The sequence below is a fragment of the Pseudocitrobacter vendiensis genome (genome assembly GCF_943590815.1).
Taxonomy (GTDB): domain Bacteria; phylum Pseudomonadota; class Gammaproteobacteria; order Enterobacterales; family Enterobacteriaceae; genus Pseudocitrobacter; species Pseudocitrobacter vendiensis.
In genome coordinates, this window is the sequence record NZ_CALSBS010000017.1 from 18,982 (window position 1) to 34,450 (window position 15,469).

A 15,469-nucleotide genomic window follows, 5' to 3' on the forward strand; every position below is an offset into this window, starting at 1 on the left:
TTAAGTTGTAGAATGAATGCATCTTTATTATCGGGAGGCGTTATGTCCGGAACACGTATCGATCGCGAGAAATTGACGATTAAAAAAATGATCGCGCTGTACGAGAAGAAATGCCCCCAGGCTTGTGGCGAAGAAGGGCATTACGACGCGCTTTTTGCCTACGCGCAAAAACGCCTGGATAAGTGTGTATTCGGGGAAGAAAAGCCGGCCTGTAAGCAGTGTCCGGTGCACTGCTATCAGCCGGCGAAGCGTGAAGAAATGAAGCAAGTCATGCGCTGGGCGGGGCCGCGAATGCTCTGGCGTCATCCGATTCTTACCGTCCGACATCTGGTTGATGACAAACGTCCGGTTCCGGAACTGCCTGAGAAATACCGCAAGAAAGCCAATACGAAATAGTTACCCGCCCATCACCACCCGATAGCCTGCGCGTTCCACTTTCTCCCGCAGTGGGGCAATCTCCTGCTCCGTGGGGGCCGGGATACCCGCCATCTGCCAGACTTTATCGAGCTGGTGATATTTGGGCTCACCATACTGATGGAACGGCAACAGATGAACTTCCGAGACGGGAAGCGGGGCCAGAAACGTAAGGATCTGCGCCACATTTTCGTTGGTTAACGTAAAACCCGGTATCAGCGGTAAACGCGGCGTCACCCGAATACCTTCCTTCAGCAGTCGCTGAAAATTATTCAGAACGCGCGGTTGATTGATATTCAGCACTTCGCGGGCGCGTTCGTCATCCATGATTTTGAGATCAAACAACACTTCATCACAGGCTTGCGCCAGGGGCAGCAGACGGCTGAATGCGGTATCGCCAGCGGTTTCAATCGCGGTGCGAATGCCTAATTGACGCAAACGCTGCAAAAAGCGCGTGGCAAATTCAGCCTGCATCAATACTTCGCCACCGGACAGCGTGACGCCGCCGCCCGATGCGCGAAAGAAGATCTCATCTTTCAGGACATCACGTTCCAGCTAATCCAGTGTGACGTCGCGGCCAATATGTTCCCATGCGCCTGAAGGACACTCATTTGCATCCTGGCGGCAGCGCACGCAGCGCAGGCATTTACTTTCGCGGCGCACCGTTTCGATTTTGGGCGAGAGCGATTCCGGGTTGGCACACCACGGGCAGCGATGCGGGCAGCCTTTAAAAAAGACCACCGTACGGATGCCCTGACCGTCGTTCAGCGAATAGCGCTGGATGTTAAAGATGCGCGCCTTATCGGCGCGCATTTCCATTACCTCACAGCTGATGCGCGGTGCGGCGGATGATGTCATCCTGAATCTCCTTCGACAGCTCAACAAAGAAGGCGCTGTATCCGGCAACACGGACCACCAACCCGGCGAAATCCTGCGGACGCTGCTGGGCTTCGCGCAGCATATCGGCGTTGACCACGTTGAACTGCACGTGCTGCAATTTCAGTTTGGTGAAGGCGAGAAGGAAATCTGATAGCTTGCTCAGGCCGCCTTCACCTTCCAGCGTTGCCGGGGTAAATTTCACGTTGAGCAGCGTTCCGTTCGACAGCAAGTAGTTATCCAGCTTGCTCACCGATTTCAGCACCGCCGTTGGCCCCTGGCAATCCTGGCCTAACATGGGTGACAACCCGCCATCCGCCAGTTGTTCCCCGGCAAAACGACCGTCCGGCGTCGCGCCAACCACCGATCCCAGCGGCACGTGCGCCGAAACGGTATAGGAACCGGGTGTGAATTGCCCCCCACGCGGGTTACGGTATTTTTCGACCTCTTTGCAGTAAAAACGCAGCAGATCGGCGCTGATATTATCTACTTCATCGATATCGTTGCCGTACTTCTCAAAGCGGTTAATCAGCCGCGCGCGAACTTCTTTACCTTCTGGCGTTTCGAAGTTGGCTTTCAGTACCGCCAACAGTTCGTCAAAACTCATCCGTTGCTGGTCAAATACCATGCCTTTTAACGCGTGCAGCGAGTCGCTCAGATTGGCGATACCAATACCCTGAACCCCGGAGAAGTTGTAACGTGCGCCACCTTCGGTAATGTCTTTGCCGTTTTTCAGGCAGTCGCTGATAAACGATGAGAGCAGCGGCACTGGCGCCCAGTCGCGGTGACCGATATCGCAGATGTTGCTGCCTTCGACCATCAGTTTGATGTAATGGCGGATCTTGTCGCGGATTTGCGTTTGCAATCCTTCCCAGGTGATATCCGGGTTGCCCTCATTCTCATGCAACACGATCTCCATTACCTTCAGCAGGTTAAACATGGCGATATCGTGTAGCCCATAGGTGCGACCCGGAATCGACAGCTCAACGCAGCCGACAACGGCGTAATCGCGCGCATCTTCCAGCGACACGCCACGGTTTAAAAACGCCGGAACGACCACTTCATCGTTAAAAATTTGCGGAATGCCGGTACCGAGGCGAATGGTCTCGGCGGTTTTGCGCAGGAACGGGCGATCAATGAGTTCGTTGACGCGCACGCCAAGGTTAGGCTGCGGCAGACGTACGCTCTGATAGGCATCCAGACACATAAACGAAAGGGCATTTACGGCGCTGCGGCCATTCTCGGTTAAGCCTCCGAGGAGTGCGGTATAGCCCGTCGGGAAACCGGCAAAATAACGGGCGCTGCTGGTGGAACGCAGCAGCACGATGTCATTGCATTTCACCCACAGGGATTCCAGCAGTTCACGCAGGGTTTGCGCGTCAACGCCTCGATTGAGCGAAGCCTGCCAGAAGGGCAGCATGTACTGGTCGAAGCGGCCCAGGGAAATCGAACTGGCGTTAGATTCATACTGCAAAATGATGTTCATATACCAGAACAGCTGACACGCCTGATGGAAATCCTCCGGGCGCTGTTCGGCGTTATGGCGGGATGTCGCGGCGATAGACAGCAACTCCTGGCGACGCGTGGCATCCGGGCACGCTACGGCCAGGGTTTCCGCCAGTACGGCATAGCGCAGAATATGGCGCTGCGCGGCTTCCAGCACAATTAACACTGCGGCATAAAAATGGTTTTCCGGCTGCTGAGTACAGTGTGCTTTTATCTCCAAAACCAGCGCGGCGAGGCCATTATTCAGCAGGCGCGGGTAGTCGATAATGATATGACCCTGGCCTTTGTCGGTCTGGTTAACGCTGAAAATCTGTGTACCAACGGCGGTTTTTACCTCATCGGTCATCTGCCCGTTAATGAAATCTTTCATCGAGCGCTTTTCCCAGTACGGGAACAATTCTTCGCGATAGCAACGCTTGTCATCATCGCTGATGGCAAATCGATCCTGCGGGCGCGTCGGGAACTGATCCAGTTCTTTAAGCAACCAGTAAGGGTCCATCTCCGGGGACATAATCCCGGCGCGCGGTTTAATCGTTCGATTGCCTGCAATCAGCTCGTCATCGCGAATGCTGATGGCGACGTTATCCAGAATGTGCGCGGTGGCTTTAGCGCGGCGAACGATCACCGGCTCGCCTTCTGTCTGGCGATGGCTCTCGGTATAGAGCAGGGCGCGCTCCAGAGAAATTTCACGTGGGTGAGCGAAAAGGGCGTCTTTCAGACGTTGAATACGATGGGTCATACAGGTTGCTCCTCAGAACAGGTGATGTGTCTAAGGTAGGCAAATCAGGGGTGTGAAGACAGGAGACAATCTGGCGAAATACTGGATTATTGTACGCAGATTTTGAAAGTGAGATCTCTGTTTTGTCCTGTAAAAAGCCAGCGCCGCAACGCTGGCTTTTATCGGAATCCAACTTAAGAGAGCAGCGCGTCTTTATCAATCCCCAGACGTTTCATGCGCGACAGCAGCGTAGTGCGTTTCAGCCCCAGGCGTTGTGCCGCACCTTTTGGCCCGGCGACGACACCGTTGGTCTCTTTAAGCACGCGCGTGATCAGCTGGAATTCATCTTCCCCTTCCATCGCGCAGGCCGCCGCAGGCATGGAGGGTTCATCCGGGGTAATGGTTACTTCTGGCAAAGAGAGTTGTAGCACGCTGCCGCGCGTTAGCAACACGGCACGCTCAATCACGTTCTCCAGTTCACGGACGTTGCCTGGCCACTCCATGCGTTCAAGGGTGCGCAGGGTTTCTGCCGGAATACTGTCGATATTGCGGCCCAGGCGACGGGCGATTTTAAAGGTGAAAGCTTTCACCAGCAGCGGAATATCTTCCGGGCGCTCGCGCAGCGGCGGCAGGTGGATCGGGAAGACGTTCAGACGATAGTAGAGATCGCTACGAAATTCACGATCGTTAACCATCTGTTTCAGATCGCGGTTAGTGGCGGCGATCAGGCGCACATCGGTGCGGATCAGCTTATTACTGCCGAGGCGCTCAAACTCCTGCTCCTGCAAAACACGCAGCAGTTTTGGCTGAAGCTCCAGCGGCATATCGCCGACTTCATCGAGGAACAACGAGCTTTTATCGGCCAGTTCAAAACGGCCAATGCGCTGAGAATTCGCCCCGGTAAACGCGCCGCGCTCATGACCAAAAAGATCGCTTTCCAGCAGACCCGCAGGCATAGCGGCACAGTTCATTTTCACCATCCGGCGACCGTTGCGGTTGCTAAGATTGTGAATGGCGCGGGCAATCAGCTCTTTTCCGGTGCCGGTTTCGCCGAGGATAAGCACCGTGCTGTCGCTTTGCGCAACCATCTCAACCTGCTTAAGCACGCTGTACATGGCTTCGCTGCGACCAATAATTTCGCCGAACTCGCTTTCAACGTTGTTGAGTTGCTCGGTCAATGCCAGGTTTTCATCCACCAGCCGCTCTTTCAGGCGATGAATTTCCTGATAGGCGAGAGCGTTATCTACCGCGATGGCGACGCGTTCGGCAATCTGGCGCAATAGCTTAAGATTGGTGGCGGTAAACACTTTTTCATCACACTGGGCAAGCTTCAGCACGCCCAGCATGGTATTACCCGACATCAGAGGCAGCAGGCACAACGTCTGGATTTGGTTATCCCACATGTCGAACAGCATGCGTTCGTAAGGGGCAAGCTTGTCCTGCTCGCGCAGGTTAAGCATCAGCATCTCTTTGCTTTTAAACACGCGCTCGGTCAGCGTACCGGCCTCGTTCACTTCGCTCTGATCGTGAACCGGGTCGTTCACATCCAGATAGTGCGTCGAGTAGATATTGAGTTTGCCTTTGCGATTGCTGCGCAGCACGATGCTAATGGCGTCGATGCGGAAATAATAGTGGATCTCTTTGGCCACCGCGCTCACCAGGTCATCCATATCCAGACGCGAGAGCACAGCATTGGTAATGGCAACCAGAATGCGGAAGTTATCGCGCTCATGGCACAGCAAGTCGTAATCGACGTTGTTGGTGACCCGAGTCTGAATTTGCTCGGTTACCACAGCGATAATCTGGGTGAAGGTTTGCAGCCGTTGGTACTCTTTTTCCGTCCATGGCTGATCGTTGTCACGAATAAATTCGCAGCCGCCAAAAATGCGGCCTTCTGCGGCGAGCGGTAGCAGGCTGTAGTGACCGAAGGGTGTATAGAGCTGGCTGGCGGCGAGCTGCGGCCAGGTTTCACTGAATTCGTGATAGTCGCAGTGCAGCGCGTCCGGGCGCGAGAGCAGTCGACGCACCGGGCCGTTCGCCAGCAGGCTGTCGTCGTCGTAGGCAATGGGTTTTCCTGCTTCATGCGTCGCATGATAGCTGGCGCGGTGATTGCCTGCCTGCAGCAGTACGATGGCTGCCCGATCGGCCAGGGCAGATTGCTTCACCAGTTGCGTTAGCGTTTCGCTAAGCGCCGCCAGATCGGGTTGTTGCAGAAGTGTTCAGGTGATATCGAACAGCCCTTGCTGACCGAGATCGCCCATCGGTGTATACGACATTGATTAACCCACAAACGTACCGTGAGGGTACGAAAAAAGAAAAAAAGAGTAATGACAGGGCGGAGCCTGCTTTTTTGTCGGGTGGCGCTGCGCTTACCCGACCTACAACGGTCAAACCATCATGTCCGGTGCACGATACTGAGGGCGCCACGCTTACCCGTAGGCCGGGCAAGCGAAGCGCCCCCGGCACAATATCGGCACTCAGCAAATCCGCGGCAGCGGCTCTGCGTGCGGAAGATCGAGCGTGCGTTTCACGCCGTACAACCCGGCAACGCGCACACCTTTACGTTCGGTCACTTCACCAATCATCGCCGCATCGCGCCCCAGCGGATGTGCGCGAAGTGCTTCCAGCACGGCGTCAGCGGCTTCGCGCGCCACGCCGATCACCAGTTTGCCCTCGTTGGCAAAGTTAAGCGCATCCAGCCCCAGCAGTTCACATACGCCACGGACCGCCTCTTTCAGCGGCAGTTTTTGCTCGTGCAGTTCAATACCAAAACCGCTGGTGGCGGCATATTCATGCGCCACGGCGTTCACGCCGCCACGGGTGGCGTCGCGCAGGGCTTTCACGCCAGGAATATGACGCAGCGCCTGAATCAGCGGCGTCAGTACCGCGCAGTCGCTCGCCAGTTCGCCATCCAGCCCCATTTGCTCGCGAAGGTTAAGGATAGTCGCTCCGTGGTCGCCCAGGGTGCCGCTCACCAATAATTGATCGCCCGGCTGCAACTGCGCCGCACCCCAGTGAATATCCGCCGGAATCGCGCCCATACCGGCGGTATTGATAAACAGTTTATCCGCCGCACCGCGCGGCACTACTTTAGTATCACCGGTCACGATAGCGATATCCGCCGCTTTCGCCGTCGCTGCCATGCTGTTCACCACCGCTTCCAGCGTTTCCATCGGCAGGCCTTCTTCGAGGATAAAACCGCAGGAGAGAAAGCGTGGGATCGCACCGCTGACCGCGACATCATTCGCCGTACCGCACACCGCCAGTTTGCCGATGTTGCCGCCGGGGAAGAAAAGCGGGTCGATAACGTAGCTATCGGTGGAGAAGGCTAAACGGTCGCCCTGCGCGGTCAGTGATGCCAGAGAAAGGCGCGCCTGGTCTTCCTGCTCCGCCAGCCACGGGTTGGCGAATGCCTGCATAAACAGGTCGCCAATCAACTGCTGCATCGCCTGGCCGCCACTGCCGTGGGCTAACTGGATACTTTTCATGCTTCTGATTCCTGACTGCGATATTGATACCAGGCGGCGCACGCTCCCTCGGAGGAAACCATCAATGCACCGAATGCACTTTGTGGATTGCAGGTGTTACCGAACAGCGGGCATTGATGCGGTTTGCAGCGCCCGGTTAATACGTCGCCGCAGCGCGCACGCGGGTCATCACTCACATTTTGCGGCGCAGGTTTGAAGTGCGCTTCAGCATCAAAGGATTGATATTTTTCGGTTAACTGTACGCCAGAGTCATTGATAAGCCCCAGACCGCGCCATTCGCTGTCGCCTTTCACGGTAAACACGTCGGCGATAGCCACCTGCGCCAGTCGGTTGCCTTCATCAGGCACGACCCGGCGGTATTGATTCTCTACCTGAATGTTATCCGCTATTTTCTGCTCAACCAGCATGTTCACGCCTTGCAGTAGATCAATCGGTTCGAATCCAGCGACCACTAATGGACGATGAAAATCGCTGGCGATGAATCCATACGCGTCGGTGCCAATGACCATACTGACGTGGCCCGGCGCAAGGAACGCGTCAATGCCGTTATCCGGTTGCTCCAGCAGGCTGCGCAACGTCGGGATGAGCGTAATGTGCTGACAGAAAAAGAAGAAGTTATCGACCTGCTGGATACGTGCCTGTTGCAGCGTAATGGCGGTGGCTGGCATGGTGGTTTCGAACCCCAGACCAAAGAACACCACTTTGCGATCAGGGTTCTGTTTTGCCAGTTTCAGGGCATCCATCGGCGAATAGATAATCCGCACGTCCGCGCCGCGCGATTTCGCCTGCATCAGCGAGCCATTTTTCCCCGGCACGCGCATCGCATCGCCAAAGGTGCAGAAAATCACTTCCGGATGGCTGGCGATTTCGATACAGCTATCAATACGCCCCATCGGCAATACGCACACCGGGCAGCCCGGCCCGTGGATGAACTCGATGTTATCCGGCAGAAGCTGGTCGAGGCCAAACTTAAAAATCGCGTGGGTATGACCGCCGCAGACTTCCATGATGCGCAACGGGCGCGCGGCGGTGTAGTTCAGAAGCGCCGCGCGGGATTTTAGATGTGCGATAAGCTGCATCACCTGCTCGGGCGCGCGATATTCATCAACGAAACGCATTAGTGCTCCTCGCCATACAGCAGCGCGCCGACGTCCGGCTCGACTTCAAACATATTGTGCAGCGCCGCGAGGGTGTCGCGGGCTTCTTCTTCGTTAATGATGCTCATGGCGAAGCCGACGTGCACCAGCACCCATTGGCCGATGCGCGGCTGGCCGTGTTCATCCATCGCGCCAACCAGCGTCAGGTCAACGTCGCGCTTTACGCCGCTGACTTCCACTTTTGCCTGCACGCCATCAATGGCGCAGATTTGCCCCGGAATGCCTATGCACATCGCTGTGCCTCCAGCCAGTTTAGCCAGGTGTCCATGCCTTCGCCGCTGGTAGCGGAAATTAGCAGCACCTCAATGATCGGGTTCACTTCACGGGCGTAAGCGATGCACTTCTCAACGTCGAAGTTGAGGTACGGTAACAGGTCAACTTTATTGAGCAGCATGATAGACGCGGCGGCAAACATATGCGGATATTTGAGTGGCTTGTCTTCGCCTTCGGTGACGGACAGCACGGCGACTTTGTGTTTTTCACCGAGATCAAAACTTGCCGGGCACACCAGGTTACCGACGTTTTCGATAAACAGAATGCCGTGATTATCCAGCGGCAGACGCGGTGCGGCATCGGCAATCATCTGCGCGTCGAGGTGGCAACCTTTCCCGGTGTTGACCTGAATGGCAGGGGTGCCGGTGGCGCGAATCCGCGCGGCATCGTTCACCGTTTGCTGATCACCTTCAATAACCGCGCAAGGCACCTTGTCTTTCAGGCGCATTAACGTTTCGGTGAGCAGGGTGGTTTTACCGGAGCCGGGGCTGGACACCAGATTCAGTACTAACAATTCTCGGGCGGCAAAGCGTGCGCGGTTGCGTGCGGCGAGCTGGTTGTTTTTGTCCAGCACGTCAATTTCGACTTCCAGCATGCGTCGCTGGCTCATGCCCGGCGCGTGGGTTCCCGCTTCACCGTGACCGTAATGCAGGTCGCCGTTGTCAGTGCGCGTCGGTTCAAATTCCTGGGTTTTCACGCCCGTAATGGTCATTGCTGGCCGTGCAGCAGAGGCGAAAGGCGCACTGCGAAACGGCGAGTGCGGGTTATGTTCGTCGCCCTCTATATAGAGGTTACCTTCTCCACAACCACAGGTGGTACACATAGCTTACTCCTGGTCTATTTCAATTCGCTGAATCTGTAAACCGTCATCCGCCACAATGCGCAGATCGTTACTTTGGCATTGAGGGCAGCGGCGCACGTGAACGGAGAGCAACTGAACATACTGCTGGCATTTTTCGCACCAGCACTCCGCCTCTTGTTCTTCGACGTGTAATTTACATCCTTCAGCTAACGTGCCGCGGCATACCAGATCAAAACAAAAGGTCATTGCGCTGGTTTCAACGCAGGAAAATGCGCCAACTTTGAGCCAGACCCCGGTTACGCGTTTCGCGCCGTGCTGGGTGGCCTGCTGTTCGACGATTTCCAGCGCCCGCTGGCAGAGCGTAATTTCGTGCATAACGCCTCCAACATTTCATTGCCCCGGTTAATGCAATAACGATGCCAGAGATGAAATCTGATGCATTTGTACTGTCGATGACAGTGTCAAACTGACGAAATGACATGTCACTCCTTGCTGTCATAATGATTAAACTTCTTTGTTTTCAATGAGATAAAAACTGGCATGGAACGTGCTTATCAGGGTGAGTCTCTATCAACCGGGTAACCTGACATGACCATTTGGGAAATTAGCGAAAAAGCTGACTTCATCGCCGATCGACACCATCGCCAACAGGAACAGTGGCGTATTTACTGCAACTCGCTGGTACAGGGGATCACGCTTTCGAAAGCACGCCTGCATCACGCGGTGAATTGCGCGCCGGATAAGGACCTCAGCTTCGTGCTGTTCGAACACTTTGTGCTTTCCGTGAGCCTGGTCGGCGGCTTCAACAGCCACACCATCGAATACACCGTCGAAACCCGTGACGGACAAGACAAAAAATGTATTGCCCGCGCGGAGTTAAACGCCGACGGCACCGTGGATAACGGCGTCAAATGCCGTGATCGCGAGCAGGTGCTGGAACACTATCTGGAAAAAATCGCCCCGGTTTATGACGCCCTGTATGCCGCGCTGGAAAGCGACAGCCCGGTGACGTTCAACCCGCTGGCGCAAGGCGCAAATACGGCCAAAGTAGCCTGAAGTACCGGTGTGTCGACAGGTGTCGAAATGACACCTGCTCTGCATGATTTCGTCAAAAATGACTGTCACCTGAGGAAGACCTGGTGAACCGTTTTGTAATTGCTGACTCAAGCGTCTGTATTGGCTGCCGCACCTGCGAAGCCGCCTGTTCCGAGACGCATCGCCATCATGGATTGCAGTCCATGCCGCGTCTGCGCGTAATGCGCAATGAAAAAGAATCTGCCCCGCAGATGTGCCACCACTGTGAAGACGCGCCGTGCGCCACCGTTTGCCCGGTGAACGCCATCAACCGCGTTGACGGTGCGGTGCAGCTCAACGAAAGCCTGTGCGTAAGCTGCAAACTGTGCGGTATCGCCTGCCCGTTTGGGGCTATCGAATTCTCCGGCAGCCGTCCGCTGGATATCCCGGCCAACGCCAATACGCCGAAAGCATTGCCTGCGCCGCCTGCGCCTGCACGCGTGAGCACGCTGCTTGACTGGGTGCCGGGCGTTCGCGCTATCGCCGTGAAATGTGATTTGTGCAACTTCGACGAAGAAGGCCCGGCCTGCGTACGCACTTGCCCGACCAAAGCGCTGCATCTGGTCAATAACATGGATATTGCTCGCGTCAGCAAGCGCAAACGCGAACTGACCTTTAATACCGACTTAGGCGATCTGTCGCTGTTGCAGAGCATGCAGGAAGGAGAGGCGAAATGAGCGTGATGGGGTTAATTGACAGTGCTGTTGCCTGGTTTGCCGCAGCGGCGGTACTCGCCTTTCTGCTGTCGTTCAATAAACCGCTGAGCGGCTGGGTTGCTGGTATTGGCGGTGCGGTTGGCAGTGCCTGCACAGCGCTGGCGGGGTTTGGCGTGTTAACGCACGCGCAGCCGATTGCCGGAGTGCTCCCGCTGGTGGGACATCGCGTGCTGGCCACGCCGTTGAATTCCATCTGGCTGATTGCCTTTGGTCTGTGCGGCCTGTTTATCAGCGTGTTCAATATTACCTGGCACCGTCATCCGCAGGCGAAAGCCAATGGCTGGCTGATGAACATTCTTATGGCAGCGGCAGTGTGCGCCACGGTGGCGGATAACCTCGGTTCGCTGGTCGTCATGGCGGAAATCATGGCGCTGTGCGGGGCATTCCTGACCGGTTGCGCCGCCTCCGGCAAACTGTGGTTTGCGCTGGGCCGCCTGGGCACAATTCTGCTGGCGGTTGCCTGCTGGTTGCTGTGGCAACGCTACGGCTCGCTGGAACTTTCCGTACTGAATCAACGGACGTTGGTTATGCCGCTGGGCTCTGACATCTGGGTACTGAGCGTGCTGGGCTTCGGCCTGCTGGCAGGGATTATTCCCCTGCACGGTTGGGTGCCGCAGGCACATGCTAACGCCAGCGCGCCGGCTGCGGCGCTGTTCTCCGCCGTCGTAATGAAAGTCGGTTTGCTCGGCATTTTGACCGTCTCGCTGATTGGCGTGAATCAACCGCTGTGGTGGGGCATTGCCCTGCTGGTGCTGGGGATGATCACCGCGTTTGTTGGCGGGCTTTATGCGCTGATGGAACACAATATTCAGCGTCTGCTGGCGTACCACACGCTGGAAAATATTGGCATCATTCTGCTCGGCCTTGGCGCGGGCGTGACCGGTATTGCGCTGCAACAGCCGGTTCTGGTGGCGCTGGGTTTGACCGGCGGCCTCTATCACCTGGTGAACCACAGCCTGTTTAAAACCACGCTGTTTCTCGGCGCAGGCGCGGTGTGGTATCGCACCGGGCATCGCGATATCGAAAAACTGGGCGGTATCGGCAAAAAAATGCCGGTTATCTCCATTGCCATGCTGGTTGGCCTGATGGCGATGGCCGCGTTGCCGCCGCTGAACGGCTTCGCGGGCGAATGGGTTATCTATCAATCCTTCTTCAAACTGAGCACCAGCGACCTGTTTATTGGTCGTCTGTTAGGGCCGCTGCTGGCGGTGGGGCTTGCCATTACCGGTGCGCTGGCAGTGATGTGTATGGCGAAAGTCTATGGCGTTACCTTCCTCGGCGCACCGCGCACGAAAGAGGCGGAAAACGCCTGCTGCGCACCGCTGCTGATGGGCGTGAGCACCGTTGCGATGGCGCTGCTGTGTGTCGTGGGCGGTGTCGCGGCACCGTGGCTGCTGCCGCTGCTGACCTCCGCCGTGCCGCTGCCATTGCAGACTGCGAGCACCGTGGTGTCTCAACCGATGATCACCTTGCTGCTGATTGCCTGTCCACTGCTGCCATTCATCATCATGCTTATTTTCAAAGGCGACCGTCTGCCAAACCGTTCACGCGGCGCGGCGTGGGTGTGTGGCTATGACCATGAGCAATCGATGGTGGTCACTGCGCACGGTTTTGCTATGCCGGTGAAAGAGGCGTTTGCCGTGGTGCTGAAACTGCGCGACTGGCTAAACCCGGTGCGTCTGGTGCCAGGCTGGCAGAACGCCAGTGCGCCTGCGCTGCTGCGCGGTGTGGCACTCGTTGAGCTTGCCGTGCTGATGGTGATTGTGATTTCGCGAGGAGCCTGAGAATGACCGTTTTCTTTGCATTACTGCAGGCGCTGGTGCTGTTTGCCGCCGCGCCGCTGCTGTCCGGCATTACCCGCGTGGCCCGCGCGCGTATGCATAACCGCCGTGGGCCGGGCGTGTTGCAGGAGTACCGCGACATTATCAAACTGCTGGGCCGCCAGAGCGTCGGGCCGGATGCATCCGGTTGGGTCTTCCGTCTGACGCCGTTTGTGATGGTGGGCGTGATGCTCACCATTGCGACCGCGCTGCCGGTGGTAACAGTCGGGTCATTGATGCCCTCTCTGGGCGATCTCATCACCCTGATTTATCTGTTCGCCATTGCCCGTTTCTTCTTTGCCATCGCCGGGCTGGATACCGGTAGCCCGTTCACCGCCCTCGGCGCAAGCCGTGAAGCGATGCTGGGTGTGCTGGTGGAGCCGATTCTGCTGCTCGGCCTGTGGGTGGCCGCGCTGGTGGCGGGGTCTACGCACATCAGTAATATCGCGAACACCGTTTATCACTGGCCTGTTTCTCACTCCTTGCCGCTGCTGCTGGCTCTTTGCGCCTGCGCGTTTGCCACCTTTATCGAAATGGGCAAACTGCCGTTCGACCTGGCGGAAGCAGAGCAAGAGTTGCAGGAAGGCCCGCTGTCTGAGTACAGCGGCAGCGGCTTTGGCGTTCTGAAGTGGGGTATCAGCCTGAAACAACTGGTGGTGCTGCAAATGTTCGTAGGCGTCTTCATTCCCTGGGGCCAGATGACCAGCTTCAGCGTTGGCGGCCTTGTGCTGGCCGTGGTGGCAGCGGTCGTCAAACTGGTTGTCGGCGTGCTGGTTATCGCCCTGTTCGAAAACAGCATGGCGCGTCTGCGTTTTTGTGCCACCTCTCGCGTCACCTGGGCGGGTTTTGGTTTTGCGTTTTTAGCTTTCGTCTCCTTGCTGGCGGCGTGATTAAGAGAGTTTGAGCATGTCTGAAGAAAAAATCGGTCAACATTACCTCGCTGCACTGCATCAGGCTTTCCCCGGCGTGGTGCTGGATGAAGCCTGGCAGACGAAAGATCAGCTCACTATTACGGTGAAGGTGAACTACCTGCCGGAAGTGGTGGAGTTTCTTTACTACAAACAGGGTGGCTGGCTGTCGGTGCTGTTCGGCAACGACGAACGCAAGCTGAACGGCCACTACGCGGTCTATTACGTGCTCTCCATGGAGCAGGGCACGAAATGCTGGGTAACGGTGCGCGTCGAAGTGGACGCCAACACGCTGGAATATCCGTCCGTGACGCCGCGCGTGCCTGCCGCCGTGTGGGGCGAGCGCGAGGTACGCGACATGTACGGGTTGATTCCGGTTGGCCTGCCGGATGAACGCCGTCTGGTACTGCCGGATGACTGGCCGGACGAACTTTATCCACTGCGTAAAGACAGTATGGATTACCGTCAGCGCCCGGCGCCGACCACCGATGCCGAAACCTACGAGTTCATCAACGAACTGGGCAGCAAAAAGAACAACGTGGTGCCGATTGGCCCGTTGCACGTTACCTCTGATGAACCGGGTCACTTCCGTCTGTTCGTGGACGGCGAAAATATTATCGACGCCGACTACCGTCTGTTCTACGTCCACCGTGGCATGGAAAAGCTGGCGGAAACCCGCATGGGCTACAACGAAGTCACTTTCTTGTCGGATCGCGTATGCGGTATCTGCGGCTTCGCCCACAGTACGGCGTACACCACCTCCGTTGAGAATGCGATGGGCATCGTGGTGCCGGAACGCGCGCAGATGATCCGCGCCATTCTGCTGGAAGTGGAACGCCTGCACTCGCACCTGCTGAACCTCGGCCTGGCCTGCCACTTCACCGGGTTTGACTCCGGCTTTATGCAGTTCTTCCGCGTGCGTGAGACCTCCATGAAAATGGCGGAAATCCTCACCGGGGCGCGTAAAACCTACGGCCTGAACCTGATTGGCGGTATTCGTCGCGACCTGTTGAAAGATGACATGATCCAGACCCGTCAGCTGGCGCAGCAGATGCGCCGCGACGTGCAGGACCTGGTAGACGTGCTGCTCAGTACGCCGAACATGGAACAGCGCACCGTCGGCATTGGTCGTCTCGACCCGGAAATCGCCCGCGACTTCAGTAACGTCGGCCCGATGGTTCGCGCCAGCGGACACGCCCGCGACACCCGCGCCGATCACCCGTTTGTCGGTTATGGCCTGCTGCCGATGGAAGTCCACAGCGAGCAGGGTTGTGACGTAATTTCGCGCCTGAAAGTGCGTATCAACGAAGTGTTTACCGCGCTGAATATGATCGATTTCGGCCTCGATAACCTGCCTGGCGGCCCGCTGGCGGTGGAAGGCTTTACCTACATTCCGCATCGCTTCGCCCTTGGCTTTTCCGAAGCGCCGCGCGGCGATGATATCCACTGGAGCATGACCGGTGATAACCAGAAACTCTACCGCTGGCGCAGCCGTGCGGCGACCTATGCCAACTGGCCGACCCTGCGCTATATGCTGCGCGGCAACACCGTTTCCGATGCGCCGCTGATTATCGGTAGCCTCGACCCTTGCTACTCCTGTACCGACCGCATGACCGTGGTTGATGTGCGTAAGAAGAAAAGCAAAGTGGTGCCGTACAAAGAACTTGAGCGCTACAGCATCGAGCGTAAAAACTCGCCGCTGAAATAAGGAATCGCC

At 56.9% G+C, this 15,469-nt stretch carries 13 protein-coding genes and 1 pseudogene; 6 read left to right on the forward strand and 8 right to left on the reverse strand.

Going from position 1 to position 15,469, the window contains the following annotated elements; translation table 11 throughout:
- Positions 1–42 precede the first annotated feature (42 nt).
- On the forward strand, positions 43–396 hold the full coding sequence (locus NMC31_RS16905) for a nitrous oxide-stimulated promoter family protein (RefSeq protein ID WP_253898570.1): 354 nt from the start codon (positions 43–45) through the stop codon (positions 394–396).
- Here NMC31_RS16905 and NMC31_RS16910 read toward each other — a convergent pair.
- From NMC31_RS16910 to hypA, 8 genes and pseudogenes are all read right to left on the reverse strand, one after another.
- Positions 397–1,272: pseudogene (locus tag NMC31_RS16910) on the reverse strand ([formate-C-acetyltransferase]-activating enzyme).
- Positions 1,238–3,535, reverse strand: coding sequence for a formate C-acetyltransferase (locus tag NMC31_RS16915; RefSeq protein ID WP_253898571.1), 2,298 nt, complete (start codon positions 3,533–3,535; stop codon positions 1,238–1,240). Before NMC31_RS16915 ends, NMC31_RS16910 begins: the two are co-directional and overlap by 35 nt.
- Before the next feature lie 173 nt (positions 3,536–3,708).
- Entirely contained in the window at positions 3,709–5,727 is a 2,019-nt protein-coding gene (gene flhA, locus NMC31_RS16920; protein WP_253898620.1) for a formate hydrogenlyase transcriptional activator FlhA, read from the reverse strand.
- A gap of 264 nt (positions 5,728–5,991) precedes the next feature.
- A complete protein-coding gene (hypE, locus tag NMC31_RS16925; protein ID WP_253898572.1) occupies positions 5,992–7,002 on the reverse strand; it encodes a hydrogenase expression/formation protein HypE in 1,011 nt (336 codons plus the stop codon).
- Positions 6,999–8,120: a hydrogenase formation protein HypD gene (gene hypD / locus NMC31_RS16930; RefSeq protein WP_149463427.1), complete on the reverse strand. Its 1,122-nt coding sequence runs from the start codon at positions 8,118–8,120 to the stop codon at positions 6,999–7,001. The genes hypE and hypD overlap by 4 nt, the downstream gene beginning before the upstream one ends.
- Positions 8,120–8,392 (reverse strand): HypC/HybG/HupF family hydrogenase formation chaperone, encoded by a 273-nt coding sequence (locus NMC31_RS16935; protein WP_253898573.1) that lies wholly within the window; start codon positions 8,390–8,392, stop codon positions 8,120–8,122. The genes hypD and NMC31_RS16935 overlap by 1 nt, the downstream gene beginning before the upstream one ends.
- On the reverse strand, positions 8,383–9,255 hold the full coding sequence (gene hypB, locus NMC31_RS16940; protein ID WP_253898574.1) for a hydrogenase nickel incorporation protein HypB: 873 nt from the start codon (positions 9,253–9,255) through the stop codon (positions 8,383–8,385). The genes NMC31_RS16935 and hypB overlap by 10 nt, the downstream gene beginning before the upstream one ends.
- 3 nt (positions 9,256–9,258) lie before the next feature.
- Entirely contained in the window at positions 9,259–9,609 is a 351-nt protein-coding gene (gene hypA / locus NMC31_RS16945; protein ID WP_149463430.1) for a hydrogenase maturation nickel metallochaperone HypA, read from the reverse strand.
- A gap of 213 nt (positions 9,610–9,822) precedes the next feature.
- On the opposite strand from hypA, the gene hycA reads away from it, so the two are divergent.
- From hycA to hycE, 5 genes are all read left to right on the forward strand, one after another.
- Positions 9,823–10,290 carry a formate hydrogenlyase regulator HycA gene (hycA, locus tag NMC31_RS16950; protein ID WP_253898575.1) on the forward strand — a complete coding sequence of 156 codons (468 nt, stop codon included), beginning with the start codon at positions 9,823–9,825 and terminating at the stop codon, positions 10,288–10,290.
- A gap of 83 nt (positions 10,291–10,373) precedes the next feature.
- Positions 10,374–10,985 carry a 4Fe-4S dicluster domain-containing protein gene (locus NMC31_RS16955; RefSeq protein ID WP_015963276.1) on the forward strand — a complete coding sequence of 204 codons (612 nt, stop codon included), beginning with the start codon at positions 10,374–10,376 and terminating at the stop codon, positions 10,983–10,985.
- Complete coding sequence (gene hycC / locus NMC31_RS16960) at positions 10,982–12,808, forward strand: formate hydrogenlyase subunit 3 (protein WP_253898576.1); 1,827 nt, start codon at positions 10,982–10,984, stop codon at positions 12,806–12,808. The genes NMC31_RS16955 and hycC overlap by 4 nt, the downstream gene beginning before the upstream one ends.
- Before the next feature lie 2 nt (positions 12,809–12,810).
- Entirely contained in the window at positions 12,811–13,734 is a 924-nt protein-coding gene (locus NMC31_RS16965; protein WP_253898577.1) for a respiratory chain complex I subunit 1 family protein, read from the forward strand.
- A 16-nt stretch (positions 13,735–13,750) separates the two neighbouring features.
- Positions 13,751–15,460 carry a formate hydrogenlyase subunit HycE gene (gene hycE / locus NMC31_RS16970; protein ID WP_253898578.1) on the forward strand — a complete coding sequence of 570 codons (1,710 nt, stop codon included), beginning with the start codon at positions 13,751–13,753 and terminating at the stop codon, positions 15,458–15,460.
- Positions 15,461–15,469: the final 9 nt, after the last annotated feature.

Coding starts and splice junctions, on each gene's coding strand:
- NMC31_RS16905 (WP_253898570.1), top strand. CDS start 43: ATGTCCGGAACACGTATCGATCGCGAGAAATTGACGATTAAAAAAATG.
- NMC31_RS16915 (WP_253898571.1), bottom strand. CDS start 3,535: ATGACCCATCGTATTCAACGTCTGAAAGACGCCCTTTTCGCTCACCCA.
- hypE (WP_253898572.1), bottom strand. CDS start 7,002: ATGAAAAGTATCCAGTTAGCCCACGGCAGTGGCGGCCAGGCGATGCAG.
- hypD (WP_149463427.1), bottom strand. CDS start 8,120: ATGCGTTTCGTTGATGAATATCGCGCGCCCGAGCAGGTGATGCAGCTT.
- NMC31_RS16935 (WP_253898573.1), bottom strand. CDS start 8,392: ATGTGCATAGGCATTCCGGGGCAAATCTGCGCCATTGATGGCGTGCAG.
- hypB (WP_253898574.1), bottom strand. CDS start 9,255: ATGTGTACCACCTGTGGTTGTGGAGAAGGTAACCTCTATATAGAGGGC.
- hypA (WP_149463430.1), bottom strand. CDS start 9,609: ATGCACGAAATTACGCTCTGCCAGCGGGCGCTGGAAATCGTCGAACAG.
- hycA (WP_253898575.1), top strand. CDS start 9,823: ATGACCATTTGGGAAATTAGCGAAAAAGCTGACTTCATCGCCGATCGA.
- hycC (WP_253898576.1), top strand. CDS start 10,982: ATGAGCGTGATGGGGTTAATTGACAGTGCTGTTGCCTGGTTTGCCGCA.
- NMC31_RS16965 (WP_253898577.1), top strand. CDS start 12,811: ATGACCGTTTTCTTTGCATTACTGCAGGCGCTGGTGCTGTTTGCCGCC.
- hycE (WP_253898578.1), top strand. CDS start 13,751: ATGTCTGAAGAAAAAATCGGTCAACATTACCTCGCTGCACTGCATCAG.